We start from the raw sequence: 14,791 nt of genomic DNA, 5'->3' as shown, positions 1-14,791 counted from the left end.
GTCGTGGCGGGTCTGGCGGGAGCCGCGAGGAACGAGCGGCGGAGGGAAGACGCGGCGCCCCACCCGCCCCGACACCCCGGGCGACCACGCGCCGTCGGACACGAGCACCAGGGCTCTCCCTCGCGCAACCCCGGTACTACCTCGGCAGACCCCGGTACTACCTCGGCAAACCCCCGTACTACCTCGGGCGCGACGTCGGCCCTGCCCGGTCCGGGCCGTTGGTCCCGCGAAAGTGTGACCCACGCCCGTGACGCACGGCACACTTTGTGCACTCTGTCACAAGCGTAGAATCGAGGGGTGTCGAGTCGAGCGAGCAACCCCGCAAGCAGCGCAGACCAGATCGACGTAGCCCTCATCGGCGGTGGCATCATGAGTGCCACGCTGGGCGCCCTCATCAACGTCCTGGAGCCGTCGTGGACGGTGCGCATCTACGAGCGCCTGGACGCGGTGGCGCAGGAGTCGTCGAACCCGTGGAACAACGCCGGGACCGGCCACGCCGCCCTGTGCGAGCTCAACTACACGCCCGAGAGGGCGGACGGCTCGATCGACATCACCAAGGCGGTGAAGATCAACGAGCAGTTCGAGGTGTCGCGCGAGTTCTGGCACCACCTGCTCACGACGGGCGCGCTCCCGCAGCCCGCGAGCTTCATCTCCCGCACGCCGCACATGACGTTCGTGCGCGGCGCGGAGAACGTCGACTACCTGCGGCGCCGGTTCGAGACGCTGCGCACGCACCCGCTGTTCGCCGAGCTGGAGTTCTCGGACGACCCGGCGGTCGTGGCGCAGTGGGCGCCGCTGCTCGTCGCGGAGCGCGACGGTGACGAGCCGATCGCGGCGACGCGTGCCACGAGCGGCACGGACGTCGACTTCGGGGCGCTCACGGAGCAGCTCGTCGACCACCTCGTCGCGAGCGGCACGCAGCTCTTCCTCGAGCACGAGGTGAAGAACCTCCGGAAGACGAAGAACGGGCGCTGGCGCCTGACGGTCAAGGACCGGTCCTGGAACGCGCCGTCGCGACGCTCGACCGTCGAGGCGCGCTTCGTGTTCGTCGGCGCGGGCGGCGGTGCGCTGCCGCTCCTGCAGAAGGCCGGGATCCCCGAGGCCAAGGGCTACGGCGGCTTCCCCATCAGCGGCGAGTTCCTGCGCACCGACGACTCGGAGCTCGTGGCGCAGCACCAGGCGAAGGTGTACGGCAAGGCCGACGTCGGCTCCCCGCCGATGTCGGTGCCGCACCTCGACACGCGCGTGGTCGACGGCAAGAGCTACCTGATGTTCGGCCCGTACGCCGGTTTCAGCCCCAAGTACCTCAAGAAGGGCAAGTACCTGGGCCTGTTCACGTCGCTGCGCCTGCACAACCTGGGCTCGATGGTCGGCGCCGGTCTGAAGAACATGGACCTGACGCAGTACCTGGTGGGCCAGCTCCTCGCGTCCCCCGAGACGAAGTTCACCGCGCTGCAGGGCTTCATGCCGACGGCGCACCCGAAGGACTGGGAGACGATCACCGCGGGCCAGCGCGTCCAGGTCATCAAGCGGGACAAGGACGGCAAGGGTGTCCTGGAGTTCGGCACCGAGGTCATCGCGGCGGCGGACGGGTCGATCGCCGGCCTGCTCGGCGCCTCGCCGGGTGCGTCGACGGCCGTCCCGGCGATGATCGATCTGCTGGAGCGCTGCTTCCCGAACCGGTTCACCAAGTGGCGCCCGGAGCTCGCGACGATGATCCCGAGCCTCGGCCAGGCCCCCTGGGAGGCCGAGGAGCTCGAGGGTCTCGACCAGCTCACCGACACCACGGACGTCGGCACGGCCAGCCGCGCCTGACGCCCGCCCTCGACGGCCCGGTCCTCCTCGTGAGGGCCGGGCCGTCGTGCGTCCGCCGCCGTCCGCGCGCCGGCAGCCGCCGCCCGCGGGCAGCCCGCTGCGCGTCAGCGGGCGTCGAGCTCGGGGACGCCCGGCACCGTCGTGGCCCCTGCCGGGAACCAGGGCGAGACCGGGCACTCGTGGCGGCGCACGAGCAGGACGGCGACCGTTCCGACGACCATGACGAGCGCGACGGCGCCCCAGAAGATGTCCATGTCCCTACGGTCCCGCCACGCCCCCGGGCGCCACGAGTGGCAGGAGAGACACGCGTCGACAAGATCCCGCCACGGTCGTATCCTCGGGCCATGATCCGGACCGTCGCCGCCGTGGTGAGCCACGGCCTCGCCCCGTTCGAGTTCGGCGTCGTGTGCGAGGTGTTCGGCCTCGACCGCAGCGACCAGGGCGTGCCGCCCTTCGACTTCCGCGTCTGCGGACCGCACCCGGGCGAGCCGGTGCGCACGTCCGTCGGGGCGCAGCTCGTCCCCGCGCACGGGCTGGACGCCGTGGACGACGCGGACCTCGTCGTCGTCCCGGCGATCCGCATCGGCACGCCGTACCCCGACGAGGTGCTCGACGCCCTGCGCCGCGCGTCCGCGCGCGGTGCGACGATGCTCAGCGTCTGCTCGGGCGTCTTCGTCCTCGCCGCCGCCGGGGTCATCGACGGCCGTCGCGTGACCACCCACTGGATGCACGCCGACGAGCTGCGCCGACGCCACCCGAGCCTCGACATCGACCCGGACGTGCTCTTCGTCGACGACGGCGACCTCATCACGAGCGCGGGCACGGCCGCCGGCATCGACGCGTGTCTGCACCTCGTGCGCCGCGAGATGGGGCCGCGCGTCGCGAACGTCATCGCGCGCCGCATGGTGGTGCCGCCGCAGCGCGACGGAGGTCAGCGCCAGTTCGTCCAGCGTCCCGTCCCGGCGGCGGAGGAGGACTCGTTCGCCGAGCTCCTCGACTGGATGACGGAGCACCTGGACGCCCCGCTCACCGTGCGGGACCTGGCGCGGCGCGCGCACACCTCGGAGCGCACGTTCGCCCGCACGTTCGTCACGCAGACGGGGACGACGCCGCTCGCCTGGCTCACCGCGCAGCGCGTGGCCCACGCGCAGGCGTTGCTGGAGGAGACGGGCCTCGACCTGGAGGACGTGGCGCGACGGTGCGGGTTCGGCTCGGCCGCTCTCCTGCGTCACCACTTCCGGCGGTCCGTGGGCGTCACTCCCACGGAGTTCCGGCAGACGTTCCGGCACGCCGCCTGAGGTCGACCGGTCGAGCCTTCGCCGCTTCTTCACCTCCGGGCGCGGACACCGAACCTACGGTCCCGTAGGGTGGGGGCATCCTCACGACGAGCGACCGCTCATCTCCGCGGCTGGGAAGTCGAACCGACCTGCAAGGACGCTCGTGACCTCTGCCGCACTGCGCCCCGGCTTCCGCCCCACCCGCCCCCGTTCGGAGAACCCGTCCGCCGTCACCAGCACCTACAGCGCGCTGTCGCGCGAGGTCCGCGACGCGGGCCTGCTCGACCGGGCCCGGAGCTACTACCTGTGGACGCTCGGTGTCCTCACGCTCGCCCTCGGGGGCGTCGTCGCGGGGTTCGTCCTGCTGGGCGACTCGTGGTTCCAGCTCCTCATGGCCGGCGCCCTGGGGGTGATCTTCACGCAGTTCGCGTTCGTCGCGCACGAGGCGTCACACCGGCAGGTGTTCGCGTCGAGCCGCGTCAACGACCGGGTGGGCAAGATCCTCGCCAACGGGGTCGTGGGGATCAGCTACTCGTGGTGGATGAACAAGCACACGCGTCACCACGCGAACCCGAACCGTCGCGGCAAGGACCCGGACATCTCGCCCGACGTCGTCGTGTTCGTCGGGGAGGACGCCGCGAGGGCCCGAGGGTTCAAAGCGGTCATCAACCGCTACCAGGGGTACCTGTTCTTCCCGCTCCTGACCCTCGAGGGTCTGAACCTGCACGTCACCGCGTACCGGAGCCTGCTCAGCGGGTCGCTGCGCGTGGACACGCGCACGCGGGTGACCGAGCTCGCCACGATCACCGTGCGGCTCGCCGCGTACCTCGCCGTCGTCTTCTGGGCCCTGCCGATCGGCATGGCGTTCGCCTTCCTCGGGGTCCAGCTCGCCGTGTTCGGCGTCTACATGGGGGCGTCCTTCGCGCCGAACCACAAGGGCATGGCGATCATCCCGGAGGACAGCAAGATCGACTTCCTGTCGAAGCAGGTCCTCACGTCGCGCAACATCCGCGGCGGGTGGTTCATGAACGTGCTCATGGGCGGGCTCAACCTCCAGATCGAGCACCACCTCTTCCCGAGCATGCCCCGTCCGCACCTCGCCAGGGCGCGCGAGATCGTGCGCGACCACTGCGCGCGGCTCGGCCTGCCGTACACGGAGACGAGCCTGGTGCGGTCCTACGCGATCGTCGTCCGGTACCTCAACGAGGTCGGGCTCTCGGCACGCGACCCGTTCGACTGCCCGATGTTCCGTCAGCTGCGCAAGGTCTGACCGCCCGCGAGGCTCAGGCCGACGCCGCGTGCCCGTGGCGCCAGTAGCCCACGAAGTCGATGTGCGTCTTCGGCACGCCGCGGTCGTTGACGAGGTGGCGGCGCACCCCCGTCGCGAGCGTCGACTCCCCCACCGCGTACGCGTAGACGGGCTCTGAGGGCAGGTCGGCCTTCTCGACCGTCTCCAGCGCGAGACGACCGGGCGGGGCGTGGTGGTCGCCGCGAACGACCCAGCGCAGCTCCACGCCCGCGGGGACGCGGAAGTCCTGCGCGTCGGCGGCGTCGGGGATCTCCACGATCGCGAGGCCGCGCGCGTCGTCGGGCAGGGACGCGCAGATGCCGGCGACGGCGGGCATCCCGGTCTCGTCGGCGACGACGAGCGTCCAGTCGTGCGCGACGCGCGGGTTGTACGCGATGCCCTGGTCGAGCAGTCCGACGCGCTCGCCGGGCTCGGCGGTGAGCGCGAAGCGCGACGCCGGGCCCTCGTCGCCGTGCACGACGAAGTCGACGTCGAGCTCGCCCTGCACGGGCCGCACGGCCCGCACGGTGTAGCTGCGGACGTGGGGCCGCTGCGCCTTCGGCGTGGCGAGGTACTGCACGTACCACATGCCGGACGATCGGGTCGGCAGACGCAGCGCGTCCTGGTCGGGGCGCGTGAGGAAGAGCCGGAACCACTGGTCGAAGCCCATCGGCGTGAAGTGGGCCATGCCCTCCCCGCCGAGGGTCACCCGGACGACGTTCGGGCTGACCCGCTCGGTCCGGACGACGTCGAGCGTCAGGACGTGCGCGTCCGTCGGCTTGACCATCTTGTAGTTCGCCACGTCGACTCCTCCACGTGCGGGGGTCGTCCCGGCGCCGCACCGCCGCCCGCCGCGCCACGCGACCGCAGGAGAGCCTAACCTCACCGGGGCGCCGCGGTCGATGTGCCGCAGGCCACACCCGTCGCGCCCGGTTCGCCACGTCGCGCGCGCGGCGCCGCGTCCCGGACCTGGCATGCTCGACGCCGTGGAACTTCCCCTGCTCTGGTCCGTCGTCCTCGTCGTCGCCGGCGTGTGGAACGTCGTCATCTGGCCGCGCTTCTGGCAGCGCATCGCGAAGGACCCGCGCTCGCGCGACGCCGACGGCCGCGCCACGCGCTTCCTCACCGTGCACGCCGTGCTCATCGGCGTCTCGCTCGTGCTCGGCGTCGCCGTCGGCGTCCTCGGGGTGCTCACCCTCGTCTGACGCCGGACAGGCGGTCCGGGTCGAGGAACAGCAGGACCCGGGCGACGCGGTCCCCGTCGACGTCGACGCACGCCGCCATGCGCACGACCCCGTCCACCGTCCACACTCCGCCCGGTGCGCCGTTGACCGTCGCGGGCTCGTAGTCCATCGCGGTGGTCTCCGGCTTCGCCGCGAGAGCGACGAGCAGGCGGGAGACCTTGTCGACCCCGTGCACCGGGCGACGCGCCGCGCGCACCCGGCCGCCGCCGTCGGACACGACGACGACGCCCGGTGCGAGCACCCGCACGAGGTCGTCGAGGTCGCCCGTGACGCACGCGGCGAGGAAGCGCTCCATCGTCGCGTCCTGGCGCGCGGCGTCGGGCGGCGTGAAGCGGGGCCGGCGCGCGCGCACGTGCTCGCGCGCACGCCGGGCCGTCTGCCGCACGGCCTCCGGCGTGCGGTCGAGGACCCGGCCCACCTCGTCCGCGGGCACGTCGAAGACCTCGCGCAGCACGAACACGGCCCGTTCCAGCGGGCTGAGCGTCTCGAGGACGACGAGCAGCGCCGTCGAGACGTCGACCTCCCGCTTCACCTGGAGGGCGGCGTCCGGGGTGGTGAGCAGCGGGTCGGGCAGCCACGGGCCCACGTGCGTCTCGCGCCGTCGCTTCAGCACCCGGAGCCGGTCCAGGGCGAGCCGCGTCGTGACGCGCACGAGGTACGCGCGCGGGTCCTGCACGTCCGACCGGTCCTGGGCGTCCCAGCGCAGCCACGTGTCCTGCACGACGTCCTCGGCGTCCGCGGCGGACGCGGTCATCTCGTACGCGACGGTGAACAGCAGGCGTCGGTGCTGCTGGAACACCGCGACCCGCCGGTCCTGCCCGACGGCGCCCGGTCCCGGGGTGCGGCTCACTCCCCTACCGTGCCCGACGGCGCGGCGGCGGCGCGCAGCGACCCGCCGACCGGGACGGCGCACCGGTCGCTGAAGCCCTGGCTCGACAGCCCGAGCGAGGCGTTGACGCGGCTGCGGAAGTTCTCGAGCGCGACGAGGGCGGTGAGCTCGACGAACGCCTCGGCGCCCAGGTCGTCGAGGAGGGCCGCGGCCAGCTCGTCGGTGACCGTCGGCGGTGTCGCCGTCGCGGCCTCGGCGTACTCGAGGACGCGGCGCTCGACCGCGGTGTACACGTCGCTGTCGCGCCAGACGGGCACGTCGTGGAGCGCGCGCGGCTCGACGTCGCCGTGCTCGGACTCCCAGTAGCCGAAGTCGACGCACCACGAGCACCCGATCTGCACCGCGGTCGCCATGACCGCGAGCGCCGCGTACGTCGGGTCGAGGCTGCGCCAGCGCGCGGCGCCGCCTTCGAGGAGCCCGTAGGTGAGCAGGACGCGGCGGTGGTGCCCGAGCGGCACGAGGGGGTCGAGGACGGCCCCGTAGCGGCGGCGCGAGAGGGCGGCGAACGCGCGCTGGAGCAGGGTCCGGGGCGGGTCGGCGGGGATGCGGCTCACGGTGGTCTCCTTCCGGGCACCGGCCGGGTGCGGGTGCGTGCCATGAAGACGTGCGGTCGTGCGCCGGCGTGACGCGCTCCGGGCGTGACCTGCGTCACGCGCTCGCGGTCGGGTTCAGGGCCGGTGGGCGCGCCGTTCGTTGCCGCGCCGGTAGTTGCCGGTGGCCCGCGCGAGCAGGAGCTGGACCTCGTGGTCGTCGCCCCGCCGCTCGGCGCGGTCGAGCGCGGCGACGAGCGTGTCCGCGGCCGTCCCCGCGACGGTGACGACGACGCGGCCTCCGCGCGCCACGCGGACGCGCCCGTCCTGGGTGACGTGGTGGTCGAACGGGTCGGGGAACGCGTCGTCGCTCATCCCTCGACGCTAGGCCGGACCGTCGGGGTCGCGCACGGACTTTCCTCTCGTGAGGTCGGCGAGCGGCGAGTACCGGGGCACCCACCGCCGCAGCGCGGCGGTCGACGCGCCTCCGAGCGCGGCCGCCGCCCAGACCCCGGCCGCGAGCGAGCCGAGCGCGGCCCCGGCGGAGAGGACGAGCGGGCCGAGGGCGTCGCCCGTGTCCTGGAAGAGACGCCACACGCTGAGGAACGTGGGCCGCACGTCGGGCGGCGCGACGTCGGCCCCGAGCGTCATGATGATGCCCGACCCCATGCCGTTGCCGACGCCGAGCAGCGCCGCGACGAGGGCGACCGCGGGGACGGTGTGCGCGAGCGGCAGGAGCGCGAGGGCGACGGCCATCGTCAGCATGGACGGGACGGCCACCCACAGCCGCCCGAAGCGGTCCATGACCTTGCCCGCCGGGTAGAACAGCAGCATGTCGAGCGCCCCGGAGACGCCGAAGAGCAGCGACGTGACCTCGGCGTCCAGGCCGAGGTGCTCGCCCCACAGCGGGATCACGGTCTGGCGCGCGCCCCGCACCGCCGCGACGAGGAGGATCGCGACGCCGAGCGTGCCGAAGAGACGCCGGTGCTCGCGGGCGACGTCCACGACGCGGGCGCGCGAACGGCCCGTCGAGGCGGGGGCGTCGGCACGGTCCCGCCCCGCCGGGACGGCGGCGACGACCGCGACGGCGACCGCCGCCGCGACCGCCCCGAGCCAGTAGGCCCCCCGGACCGACGACGCCGCGATGACCGCCGCCCCGGCGAACGGGCCGAGGAACAGGCCGATCCGGTGCACGCCCGCGAGCGTCGACAGCACGCGGGCGCGGCGCAGCGGCGGGGTGATCTCCGTGAGGTAGGCCTGGCGGGCGAGGTTGAAGACCGCGGTGGACGCCCCGAGCGCGAGCACGCCGGCCGCCAGCCCCCACAGGGGCGTGGTGAGCGCGATCGTCACGAACGCCACCACGGCCAGGCCGCCCGCGAGGAGCATCGCGGCGCGGTCGCCCAGCCGGGTCGCGATCGACCCCGCCGGCAGGTCGAAGAGGATCTTGCCGAGCGGCAGGAGCGCGGTCACCAGTCCCGCGACGGTGAGGCTGGCGCCACGGCCGGTCGCGGTCACCGCGACGACGGGCAGCATGGCCCCGATGCCGATCTCGAGCACGAGAGTGGGCACGAACGCGCCGAGGACGACGCTGCGGAACGGGAAGAGCGGCGGTGAGCCGGGCGCTGCGCCCACCTGCCTCCTCCCGGGTCCTGCCCGGTGCGAGGTGACCGGGCGACGTCGTGCCCCAGCGTAGCCGGGGCGCCACGCAGCCCCCGCGGACCGGGCCCGACGACGCGACGCACCACCGCGCGCATCGGTCAGTTTTCGAGAAGCCGGGGCGCTCGGACGCTCCCTAGCATCGAGGGAACGTCGGACCCCGGCACCCACGTCCGGGCACGGAGAAGGAGAGAGCGATGACGCGGACCACCACCGAGGAGGGCTACGGCGGGTTCACCGCCGAGGAGCGCGCGGCGATGAAGGAGCGCGCGAAGGAGCTCAAGGCCACGACCGACGGCGAGCAGGCCGTCCTCGCGAAGATCGCCGAGATGCCCGACGCGGACCGCGAGATCGCCGAGCGCGTCCACGCGATCGTGAGCGCCGAGGCTCCCCACCTGGTCCCCCGCACCTGGTACGGGCAGCCCGCCTGGGCGCTCCCCGGGAAGGGCAGCAGGCCCGGCCCGATCGTGTGCTTCTTCCAGGCCGCCGCGAAGTTCGGCACCCGCTACGCCACGCTCGGCTTCAACGACGACGCGCGGCTCGACGACGGGACCATGTGGCCGACCGCCTACGCCCTCACCGGGATCGGCGACGAGAACGAGCAGCGGATCGCCCGGCTCGTGCGCACGGCCGCCGGCTGACCCGACACCGGCGCCTCACCGCCGCCCGGCCGGAGGACAGCTCACCAGAAGAGCGACCAGACCGGGACGGCGCACACCGCGCAGACCGCGCACGACACGACAAGGTCCCTGTGACGAGGCTGCGACCTCGGGTCGGGGACGAACGGGCTCGCCTTCCGTGTGCGGGAACCGCGCAACCACGCATCGTGATCGCGCTCAGCCGCGCGCTGGCGCGAACGAAGGATCACGGCAAGTGGCAGCAAGAGCGCCACGGAGGTCAGCGTCGCCCGCAGGACGACCGAGGCAAAGAGCATGTCACCGTCGGTCCACCCGTCGACATCCTCGATGCGCCCGCCCCGGAAGAACGCCACGAAGACACCGACGGCGGCTACGCTGACCAGGACGGTTCGCGCCGACGACGATGCTTTTCGCAGCAGCCCCAGGCGCTGGTCCGACCGAGGATCGGCGCCGAGTGCGCGGTCGAACTGCCCGGCGCTCGGCCGGGAGAGCGCGCGCAGAAGCCATCCAAGGGGCGAGTTCTGCCGGATCGGTCGGTACGGACGGGGCGACGGTTCGTCCGTCGTGCCGCTGGCCATGGGCAGAGCGTAGTGGTCGGCCCGGGCGCGACCGGTCGACCGGCGCCTCGTCGCTGCGGCGCACGAGGTGATCGAACAGGCGGAGCGGAACCGTCCCACTCCATGACGAAAGCCGCCTCGAACCCTTCTGCCGAAGTGTCCGAGGCGGCCTCTGATCGGTGGAGCTGAGGGGACTCGAACCCCTGACCCCCTGCATGCCATGCAGGTGCGCTACCAGCTGCGCCACAGCCCCGTGGACCTGAAAGTCCTGGTGGGATGCTCTTCCGGGCGGTTTCCCGTCCTGCGGAGCGTCGCTAGTCTACGCAGAAACCGGCTCCAAGTTCCAATCCGGTCCCGCGTTCCAGTGGTCGAGCGGGAACCCGGCGCCGACGTTGTGCGCCACGAGACGCCACGGCGGCACCGACGCCGGCCCGGAACGGTGCAGGTGGGACCAGTGGACGTTGTGCAGTCCGAACATGCCGCGCCACCCCGCGGGGTCGAGCCCGAGCATCGCCGTGACGGCGAGCGTGATCGCCGCACCGTGCGAGACCACGACGAGCGTGTCGTCGGGGCCGAGCGCCTCGACGTGCTCGGTGACGGCCTCGTGCATCCGGCCCGCGACTTCGTCCCGGGTCTCGGCGCCCGCGCGCGTCGGCTCCTCGCCACGACGCCAGGCCGCGTGCTCGTCCGGCCACCGCGCGGAGATCTCCTCGCCCGTCAGCCCTTCCCACTCGCCGAAGCCCCGCTCGCGCAGCCGGGCGTCGAGCACCACGTCCGTCCCGACGGCGCCCGCGTAGGCCCGCGCGGTGTCGGCGGCACGCACCAGGTCGGAGGACACGACGCAGGTCGCGCGGTGCGCGCTCGCGAGCGCCTTCGCCCCCTCCTCCGCCTGCCACTGCCCCACGGCGTCGAGCGGGATGTCGACCTGGCCCTGGAGGCGCATCGTGGCGTTGTAGGCCGTGCGGCCGTGGCGGAGCAGGACGACGGTGCCCGCCGTCACGCGAGCGGCTCCCCCGCCAGCCGGATCGTGCCGTCGCCGGTGTCGTCGCCCTCGGCGGCCGTCCCGTCGCCGCCGCGGGCGTCCGCGGGCAGCTCGACGACCGGGCAGTCCTTCCACAGGCGCTCGAGCGCGTAGTACACCCGGTCCTCGGCGTGCTGCACGTGCACGACGACGTCGCCGAAGTCGAGGAGCACCCAGCGGGCCTCCTGCTTGCCCTCGCGCCGGATGGGCTTCGCGCCGGCCTTGAACATCGCCTCCTCGACGGCGTCGACGATGGCGGCGACCTGCCGCTCGTTCGTCCCCGACGCGATGAGGAACACGTCCGTGAGGACGAGCTGCTCGCTCACGTCGAGCGCGATGATCTCCTCCGCCTTGCGGTCGGACGCGGCGCGGGCGGCCACGACCGCCAGCTCGACGGCCCGTTCGGTAGCAGTCACGAGTCTCCTTCGTCGTGGCCGGTCAGCGGCCGAGGTCTGGTCCGGCGAGCGCGACCGGGTCGGTCGTCACCACCGTCGCGGGCGCGAGCGCCTCGGTCGCGGGGCCGGGGTCGTCCTGCGAGATGAGCTCCCACACGAGGAGCCCGAGGACGAACGCCACCGCCACGAGGATGAGGTAGTGCAGCCACGTGTACGACGGCCCCCGGACCTCCTCCGGCGTCTCGTCGTGCTCGTCCGCCCCCTCCTCCTCGTCGCGCGAGCGGACCCGCGGGAAGAGGTCGTCGCCCCCCGCGGCGGCAGGGCCGTCCGGGCCGGCACCGGCCGCGGGCGGGAACGGGGACGCGCTCGACGCCGCACGCTGCGACGCCGCGGGCTCGGGCGCCGAGCCGGAGGTGATCGCCGCCCACGGGAGGGCGGCCGTCGGCTCGGGCGCGTGGCCCGGCGCGAGCGCGGCCTGCCCGGCGGGGCGACCCTGGTCCCACGGCGAGGGTGCCGGGGCGTCCGGCCGCGGAGCCGTCGTCGCGCCCGTGGAGCTCGCGAAGGCCGACATGCGCTGAGGCTGGGGCTGCGTGTTCTCGGTCCGCGGGGCTCCCTGCGGGAACGGGGTCGGCGCCGAACCGGGGACGGTCCGTCCCGACGGCCCGCCGAACGCGTCGCCCGCCGGGGTCGAGGGGCGCACCGGCCCGCTCGCGCCGGGGGCCGCGGGACGCGGACCAGGAGCCGGGGTCCGGGAGCTCGTCCGGGTCGGGACCGCCGGAGCCGGGGCCTGGGCCTGGGCCTGGGGCCGGATCGTGTGGCGCTCCGCGGTCTCCTGCACGGGCGTCAGCCGGCCCGTCTCGTCGAGACCGCGCATCCCGCCCGACGCCGCGGGCGGGCGCACCACCGTGGGCTGCGCCGGGTGCTGGGTCGCGCCCGTCGACTCGCGCATCGACCGACGGGACGGTGCGGGAGGCGGCGGCGCGGCAGGGCGCTGGCCCGCGGCGGTCGGCCACGCGGCGCCACCCGAGGGCGCGCCGGGAGGCGTCGCCTGCTCGGCCGCCCGCTGCGCGGCGGCCGCCTGCTCCCGCTCGCGGATCTCGCGCCGCGTGAGCGGGCGGACGGGCTGCATGTTGCTGCCGTTGTCACTCATCGTGCTGACCTCGATACAAACCGTGCTTGGCGATGTACTGAACGACCCCGTCCGGCACCAGGTACCACACCGGCTGGCCGGCGTGCGCGCGTCGACGGCAGTCCGTCGACGAGATCGCGAGCGCCGGCACCTCGAGCATCGTGACCACGCCGGGCGGCAGCCCGTCGACGCTCAGCCGGTGTCCCGGTCGCGAGACAGCCACGAAGTGTGCCATCTTCCACAGCTCGTCGGCATCCTTCCAGGTCAGGATCTGCTCGATCGCGTCGGCGCCGGTGATGAAGAAGAGCTCGGCGTCGGGCCGCGAGTCGCGCAGCTCGCGCAGGGTGTCCACCGTGAAGGTGAGCCCGGGCCGGTCGACGTCGACCCGGCTCACCGTGAACCGCGGGTTGGACGCCGTCGCGATCACCGTCATGAGGTAGCGGTGCTCGGCCGGGCTGACCTGCTGGTGCTGCTTGAACGACGGCCGACCCGTGGGGACGAACACGACCTCGTCGAGGTCGAACCGCGCCGCCGCCTCGCTCGCCGCGACCAGGTGGCCGTGGTGGATCGGGTCGAACGTGCCGCCCATCACCCCCACCCGGGTCGTCGGCGCGGTCATCGGTGGCTCATCCTGCGGTGTCGTCCCTCGGAACCGGGGTCAGTGGCGCGTGCCGACGCTGCGGAACGCGTACGTGACGAGCAGGAGCGCGACGAGCCCGCCGAAGGCGAGCAGACCGTACGCCAGCGGCGGGATGGGCAGGTGCGACGCGGCCTCGGCGCCTTCCTCGGCGGCCAGCACGACGGCAGGGATCACGACGTCCTCCTCGAGAGTCGTCCCCGGGCCGGAGCGTGGAACCGGCCCGGGCGGTGCAGTTCGGGTCCGCGGGCCGGGGCACGCGGGCGACCGGCCGGGCGCCGGTCGGCGACCAGTGTCTCACGGCCGCCCGCGCACCCGGTCCGGACGGTACCGGGAACTTTCCGACGCACCGGGCGTCAGGGACGAACGTGACCGTCGCCGTGCACGACCCATTTCGTCGTCGTGAGCTCCGCGAGACCCATCGGGCCCCGCGCGTGGAGCTTCTGGGTCGAGATCCCGATCTCGGCGCCGAGGCCGAGCTGGCCGCCGTCGGTGAACCGCGTGGACGCGTTGACCATGATCGCGGCGGAGTCGAGCTCGGCCACGAACCGCTCCGTCGCGCGCAGGTCGCGCGTGACGATGGCCTCGGTGTGCCCCGACGTCCAGGCCCGCACGTGCTCGATCGCCGCGTCGAGGTCGTCGACCACGCGCACCGCGATCTCCAGCGCGAGGTACTCCGTCGCCCAGTCCTCGTCCGTCGCGGGGAGCACCTCGACGCCGTCCGGGGCGAGCTCCGCCGTCCGGTCGTCGCCGTGCACGACGACGCCCGCCTCCCCCAGCGCGGCAAGCGCCGCCGGGAGGAAGTCGTCCGCGGCGTCGGCGTGGACGAGCAACGTCTCCGCCGCGTTGCACACCCCGACGCGCTGCGTCTTCGCGTTGAGGAGGATCTCGAGCGCCATGGCCTGGTCGGCGCTCGCGTCGACGTACACGTGCACGTTGCCCACGCCGGTCTCGATGACGGGCACGGTCGACTCGCGCACGACCGTCCGGATGAGGTCGGCGCCGCCGCGCGGCACGAGGACGTCGACGAGCCCGCGCGCGTGCATGAGCGCGACGGCGCCGGGGCGGCCGTGGGCGTCGATCGACTGGACGAGGTCGCCCGGCAGGCCCTGGGCCTCCAGCGCGCGGGCGAGCACCCCGACGATCACCTCGTTCGAGCTCGCGGCCGCCGAACCGCCGCGCAGGATCACCGCGTTGCCGCTCTTGAGGGCCAGCCCCGCGGCGTCGACCGTGACGTTCGGGCGCGCCTCGTAGATCATCCCGACGACGCCCATCGGCACCCGGAGCTGGCGCAGCCGCAGCCCGTTCGGCAGCGTCGACCCGCGCACGACCTCGCCGACCGGGTCGGGCAGGCCCGCGAGCTCGCGCAGCGCGTCCGCGATGGCACCGATGCGGTCGGGCGTCAGCGCGAGACGGTCGAGCAGTCCCGCGGCCATGCCGTTCGCCCGGCCGCGCTCGAGGTCGAGGGCGTTCGCGGCGACGATCTCGTCCGCCGCGTCCACGAGCGCGTCCGCGAGCGCCTCGAGCGCCGCGTCCTTCGTCGCGCGGGTCGCGGTCGCGAGGACCCGCGACGCCGTCTTGGCGCGGCGCGCGACGTCCTCCACCGCGGTGGCGACGTCGGTCCCGGGGCCCGGGCCCGCGACGTCGGCCCCGGACGCGGGGCTGCTGGCGGACTCGGTGACGCGGGCGTCGTCGATGGTGGTCATGTCCCGAGC

The 14,791-nt window shown here is 73.9% G+C and carries 18 protein-coding genes and 1 tRNA gene; 5 read left to right on the top strand and 14 right to left on the bottom strand.

The genetic code is table 11. From position 1 onward, the window contains the following. Positions 1 to 297: 297 nt before the first annotated feature. Positions 298 to 1,815 (top strand): malate dehydrogenase (quinone), encoded by a 1,518-nt coding sequence (mqo, locus tag LGQ04_RS15680; RefSeq protein ID WP_308016420.1) that lies wholly within the window; start codon positions 298 to 300, stop codon positions 1,813 to 1,815. A gap of 104 nt (positions 1,816 to 1,919) precedes the next feature. On the opposite strand, the gene LGQ04_RS15675 is transcribed toward mqo, so the two are convergent. Beyond that, complete coding sequence (locus LGQ04_RS15675; protein WP_229244897.1) at positions 1,920 to 2,069, bottom strand: hypothetical protein; 150 nt, start codon at positions 2,067 to 2,069, stop codon at positions 1,920 to 1,922. A gap of 90 nt (positions 2,070 to 2,159) precedes the next feature. Between LGQ04_RS15675 and LGQ04_RS15670 the strand changes: the two genes are divergently transcribed. Both LGQ04_RS15670 and LGQ04_RS15665 read left to right on the top strand, forming a co-directional pair. Further along, complete coding sequence (locus LGQ04_RS15670) at positions 2,160 to 3,113, top strand: helix-turn-helix domain-containing protein (RefSeq protein WP_229244896.1); 954 nt, start codon at positions 2,160 to 2,162, stop codon at positions 3,111 to 3,113. A 142-nt stretch (positions 3,114 to 3,255) separates the two neighbouring features. Then, positions 3,256 to 4,362 (top strand): fatty acid desaturase family protein, encoded by a 1,107-nt coding sequence (locus tag LGQ04_RS15665; protein ID WP_229244895.1) that lies wholly within the window; start codon positions 3,256 to 3,258, stop codon positions 4,360 to 4,362. A gap of 13 nt (positions 4,363 to 4,375) precedes the next feature. Here LGQ04_RS15665 and LGQ04_RS15660 read toward each other — a convergent pair whose 3' ends face one another. Then, the gene (locus LGQ04_RS15660; RefSeq protein ID WP_229244894.1) at positions 4,376 to 5,182 is read right to left on the bottom strand and encodes a siderophore-interacting protein; all 807 of its coding nucleotides are present in this window, start codon (positions 5,180 to 5,182) and stop codon (positions 4,376 to 4,378) included. A 184-nt stretch (positions 5,183 to 5,366) separates the two neighbouring features. Between LGQ04_RS15660 and LGQ04_RS15655 the strand changes: the two genes are divergently transcribed. Continuing rightward, positions 5,367 to 5,585 carry an SCO4848 family membrane protein gene (locus LGQ04_RS15655; RefSeq protein ID WP_229244893.1) on the top strand — a complete coding sequence of 73 codons (219 nt, stop codon included), beginning with the start codon at positions 5,367 to 5,369 and terminating at the stop codon, positions 5,583 to 5,585. On the opposite strand, the gene sigJ is transcribed toward LGQ04_RS15655, so the two are convergent. The 4 genes from sigJ to LGQ04_RS15635 all read right to left on the bottom strand — a co-directional run bounded on the left by sigJ (position 5,572) and on the right by LGQ04_RS15635 (position 8,675). After that, complete coding sequence (gene sigJ / locus LGQ04_RS15650; protein ID WP_229244892.1) at positions 5,572 to 6,474, bottom strand: RNA polymerase sigma factor SigJ; 903 nt, start codon at positions 6,472 to 6,474, stop codon at positions 5,572 to 5,574. The two genes, LGQ04_RS15655 and sigJ, sit on opposite strands and share 14 nt — an antisense overlap. Beyond that, positions 6,471 to 7,067: a carboxymuconolactone decarboxylase family protein gene (locus tag LGQ04_RS15645; RefSeq protein ID WP_229244891.1), complete on the bottom strand. Its 597-nt coding sequence runs from the start codon at positions 7,065 to 7,067 to the stop codon at positions 6,471 to 6,473. Before LGQ04_RS15645 ends, sigJ begins: the two co-directional genes overlap by 4 nt. Before the next feature lie 114 nt (positions 7,068 to 7,181). Continuing rightward, positions 7,182 to 7,418, bottom strand: coding sequence for a hypothetical protein (locus LGQ04_RS15640; protein ID WP_229244890.1), 237 nt, complete (start codon positions 7,416 to 7,418; stop codon positions 7,182 to 7,184). Between the two features lie 9 nt (positions 7,419 to 7,427). Continuing rightward, positions 7,428 to 8,675, bottom strand: coding sequence for an MFS transporter (locus LGQ04_RS15635; RefSeq protein ID WP_229244889.1), 1,248 nt, complete (start codon positions 8,673 to 8,675; stop codon positions 7,428 to 7,430). A gap of 221 nt (positions 8,676 to 8,896) precedes the next feature. On the opposite strand from LGQ04_RS15635, the gene LGQ04_RS15630 reads away from it, so the two are divergent. Further along, positions 8,897 to 9,340, top strand: coding sequence for an iron chaperone (locus tag LGQ04_RS15630; RefSeq protein ID WP_229244888.1), 444 nt, complete (start codon positions 8,897 to 8,899; stop codon positions 9,338 to 9,340). A 41-nt stretch (positions 9,341 to 9,381) separates the two neighbouring features. On the opposite strand, the gene LGQ04_RS15625 is transcribed toward LGQ04_RS15630, so the two are convergent. From LGQ04_RS15625 to LGQ04_RS15590, 8 genes are all read right to left on the bottom strand, one after another. Continuing rightward, a complete protein-coding gene (locus tag LGQ04_RS15625) occupies positions 9,382 to 9,915 on the bottom strand; it encodes a hypothetical protein (protein ID WP_229244887.1) in 534 nt (177 codons plus the stop codon). Between the two features lie 159 nt (positions 9,916 to 10,074). After that, a tRNA-Ala gene (locus LGQ04_RS15620) sits at positions 10,075 to 10,147 on the bottom strand. Between the two features lie 66 nt (positions 10,148 to 10,213). Next, positions 10,214 to 10,894, bottom strand: coding sequence for a histidine phosphatase family protein (locus LGQ04_RS15615; protein WP_229244886.1), 681 nt, complete (start codon positions 10,892 to 10,894; stop codon positions 10,214 to 10,216). Continuing rightward, positions 10,891 to 11,331: a ribosome silencing factor gene (rsfS, locus tag LGQ04_RS15610; protein ID WP_229244885.1), complete on the bottom strand. Its 441-nt coding sequence runs from the start codon at positions 11,329 to 11,331 to the stop codon at positions 10,891 to 10,893. The genes LGQ04_RS15615 and rsfS overlap by 4 nt, the downstream gene beginning before the upstream one ends. Positions 11,332 to 11,353: 22 nt before the next feature. Then, complete coding sequence (locus LGQ04_RS15605; RefSeq protein WP_229244884.1) at positions 11,354 to 12,460, bottom strand: hypothetical protein; 1,107 nt, start codon at positions 12,458 to 12,460, stop codon at positions 11,354 to 11,356. Next, positions 12,453 to 13,058, bottom strand: coding sequence for a nicotinate-nucleotide adenylyltransferase (gene nadD / locus LGQ04_RS15600; protein WP_229244883.1), 606 nt, complete (start codon positions 13,056 to 13,058; stop codon positions 12,453 to 12,455). Before nadD ends, LGQ04_RS15605 begins: the two co-directional genes overlap by 8 nt. Positions 13,059 to 13,097: 39 nt before the next feature. Continuing rightward, positions 13,098 to 13,253, bottom strand: a complete 156-nt coding sequence (locus tag LGQ04_RS15595; RefSeq protein ID WP_229244882.1) for a hypothetical protein — start codon at positions 13,251 to 13,253, stop codon at positions 13,098 to 13,100. Between the two features lie 179 nt (positions 13,254 to 13,432). Next, entirely contained in the window at positions 13,433 to 14,782 is a 1,350-nt protein-coding gene (locus LGQ04_RS15590; protein WP_229244881.1) for a glutamate-5-semialdehyde dehydrogenase, read from the bottom strand. Between the last annotated feature and the right edge of the window lie 9 nt (positions 14,783 to 14,791).

Source organism: Cellulosimicrobium marinum, assembly GCF_020551945.1.
Lineage (GTDB): Bacteria > Actinomycetota > Actinomycetes > Actinomycetales > Cellulomonadaceae > Cellulosimicrobium > Cellulosimicrobium marinum.
This window is presented reverse-complemented; position numbering and strand designations above follow the sequence as displayed.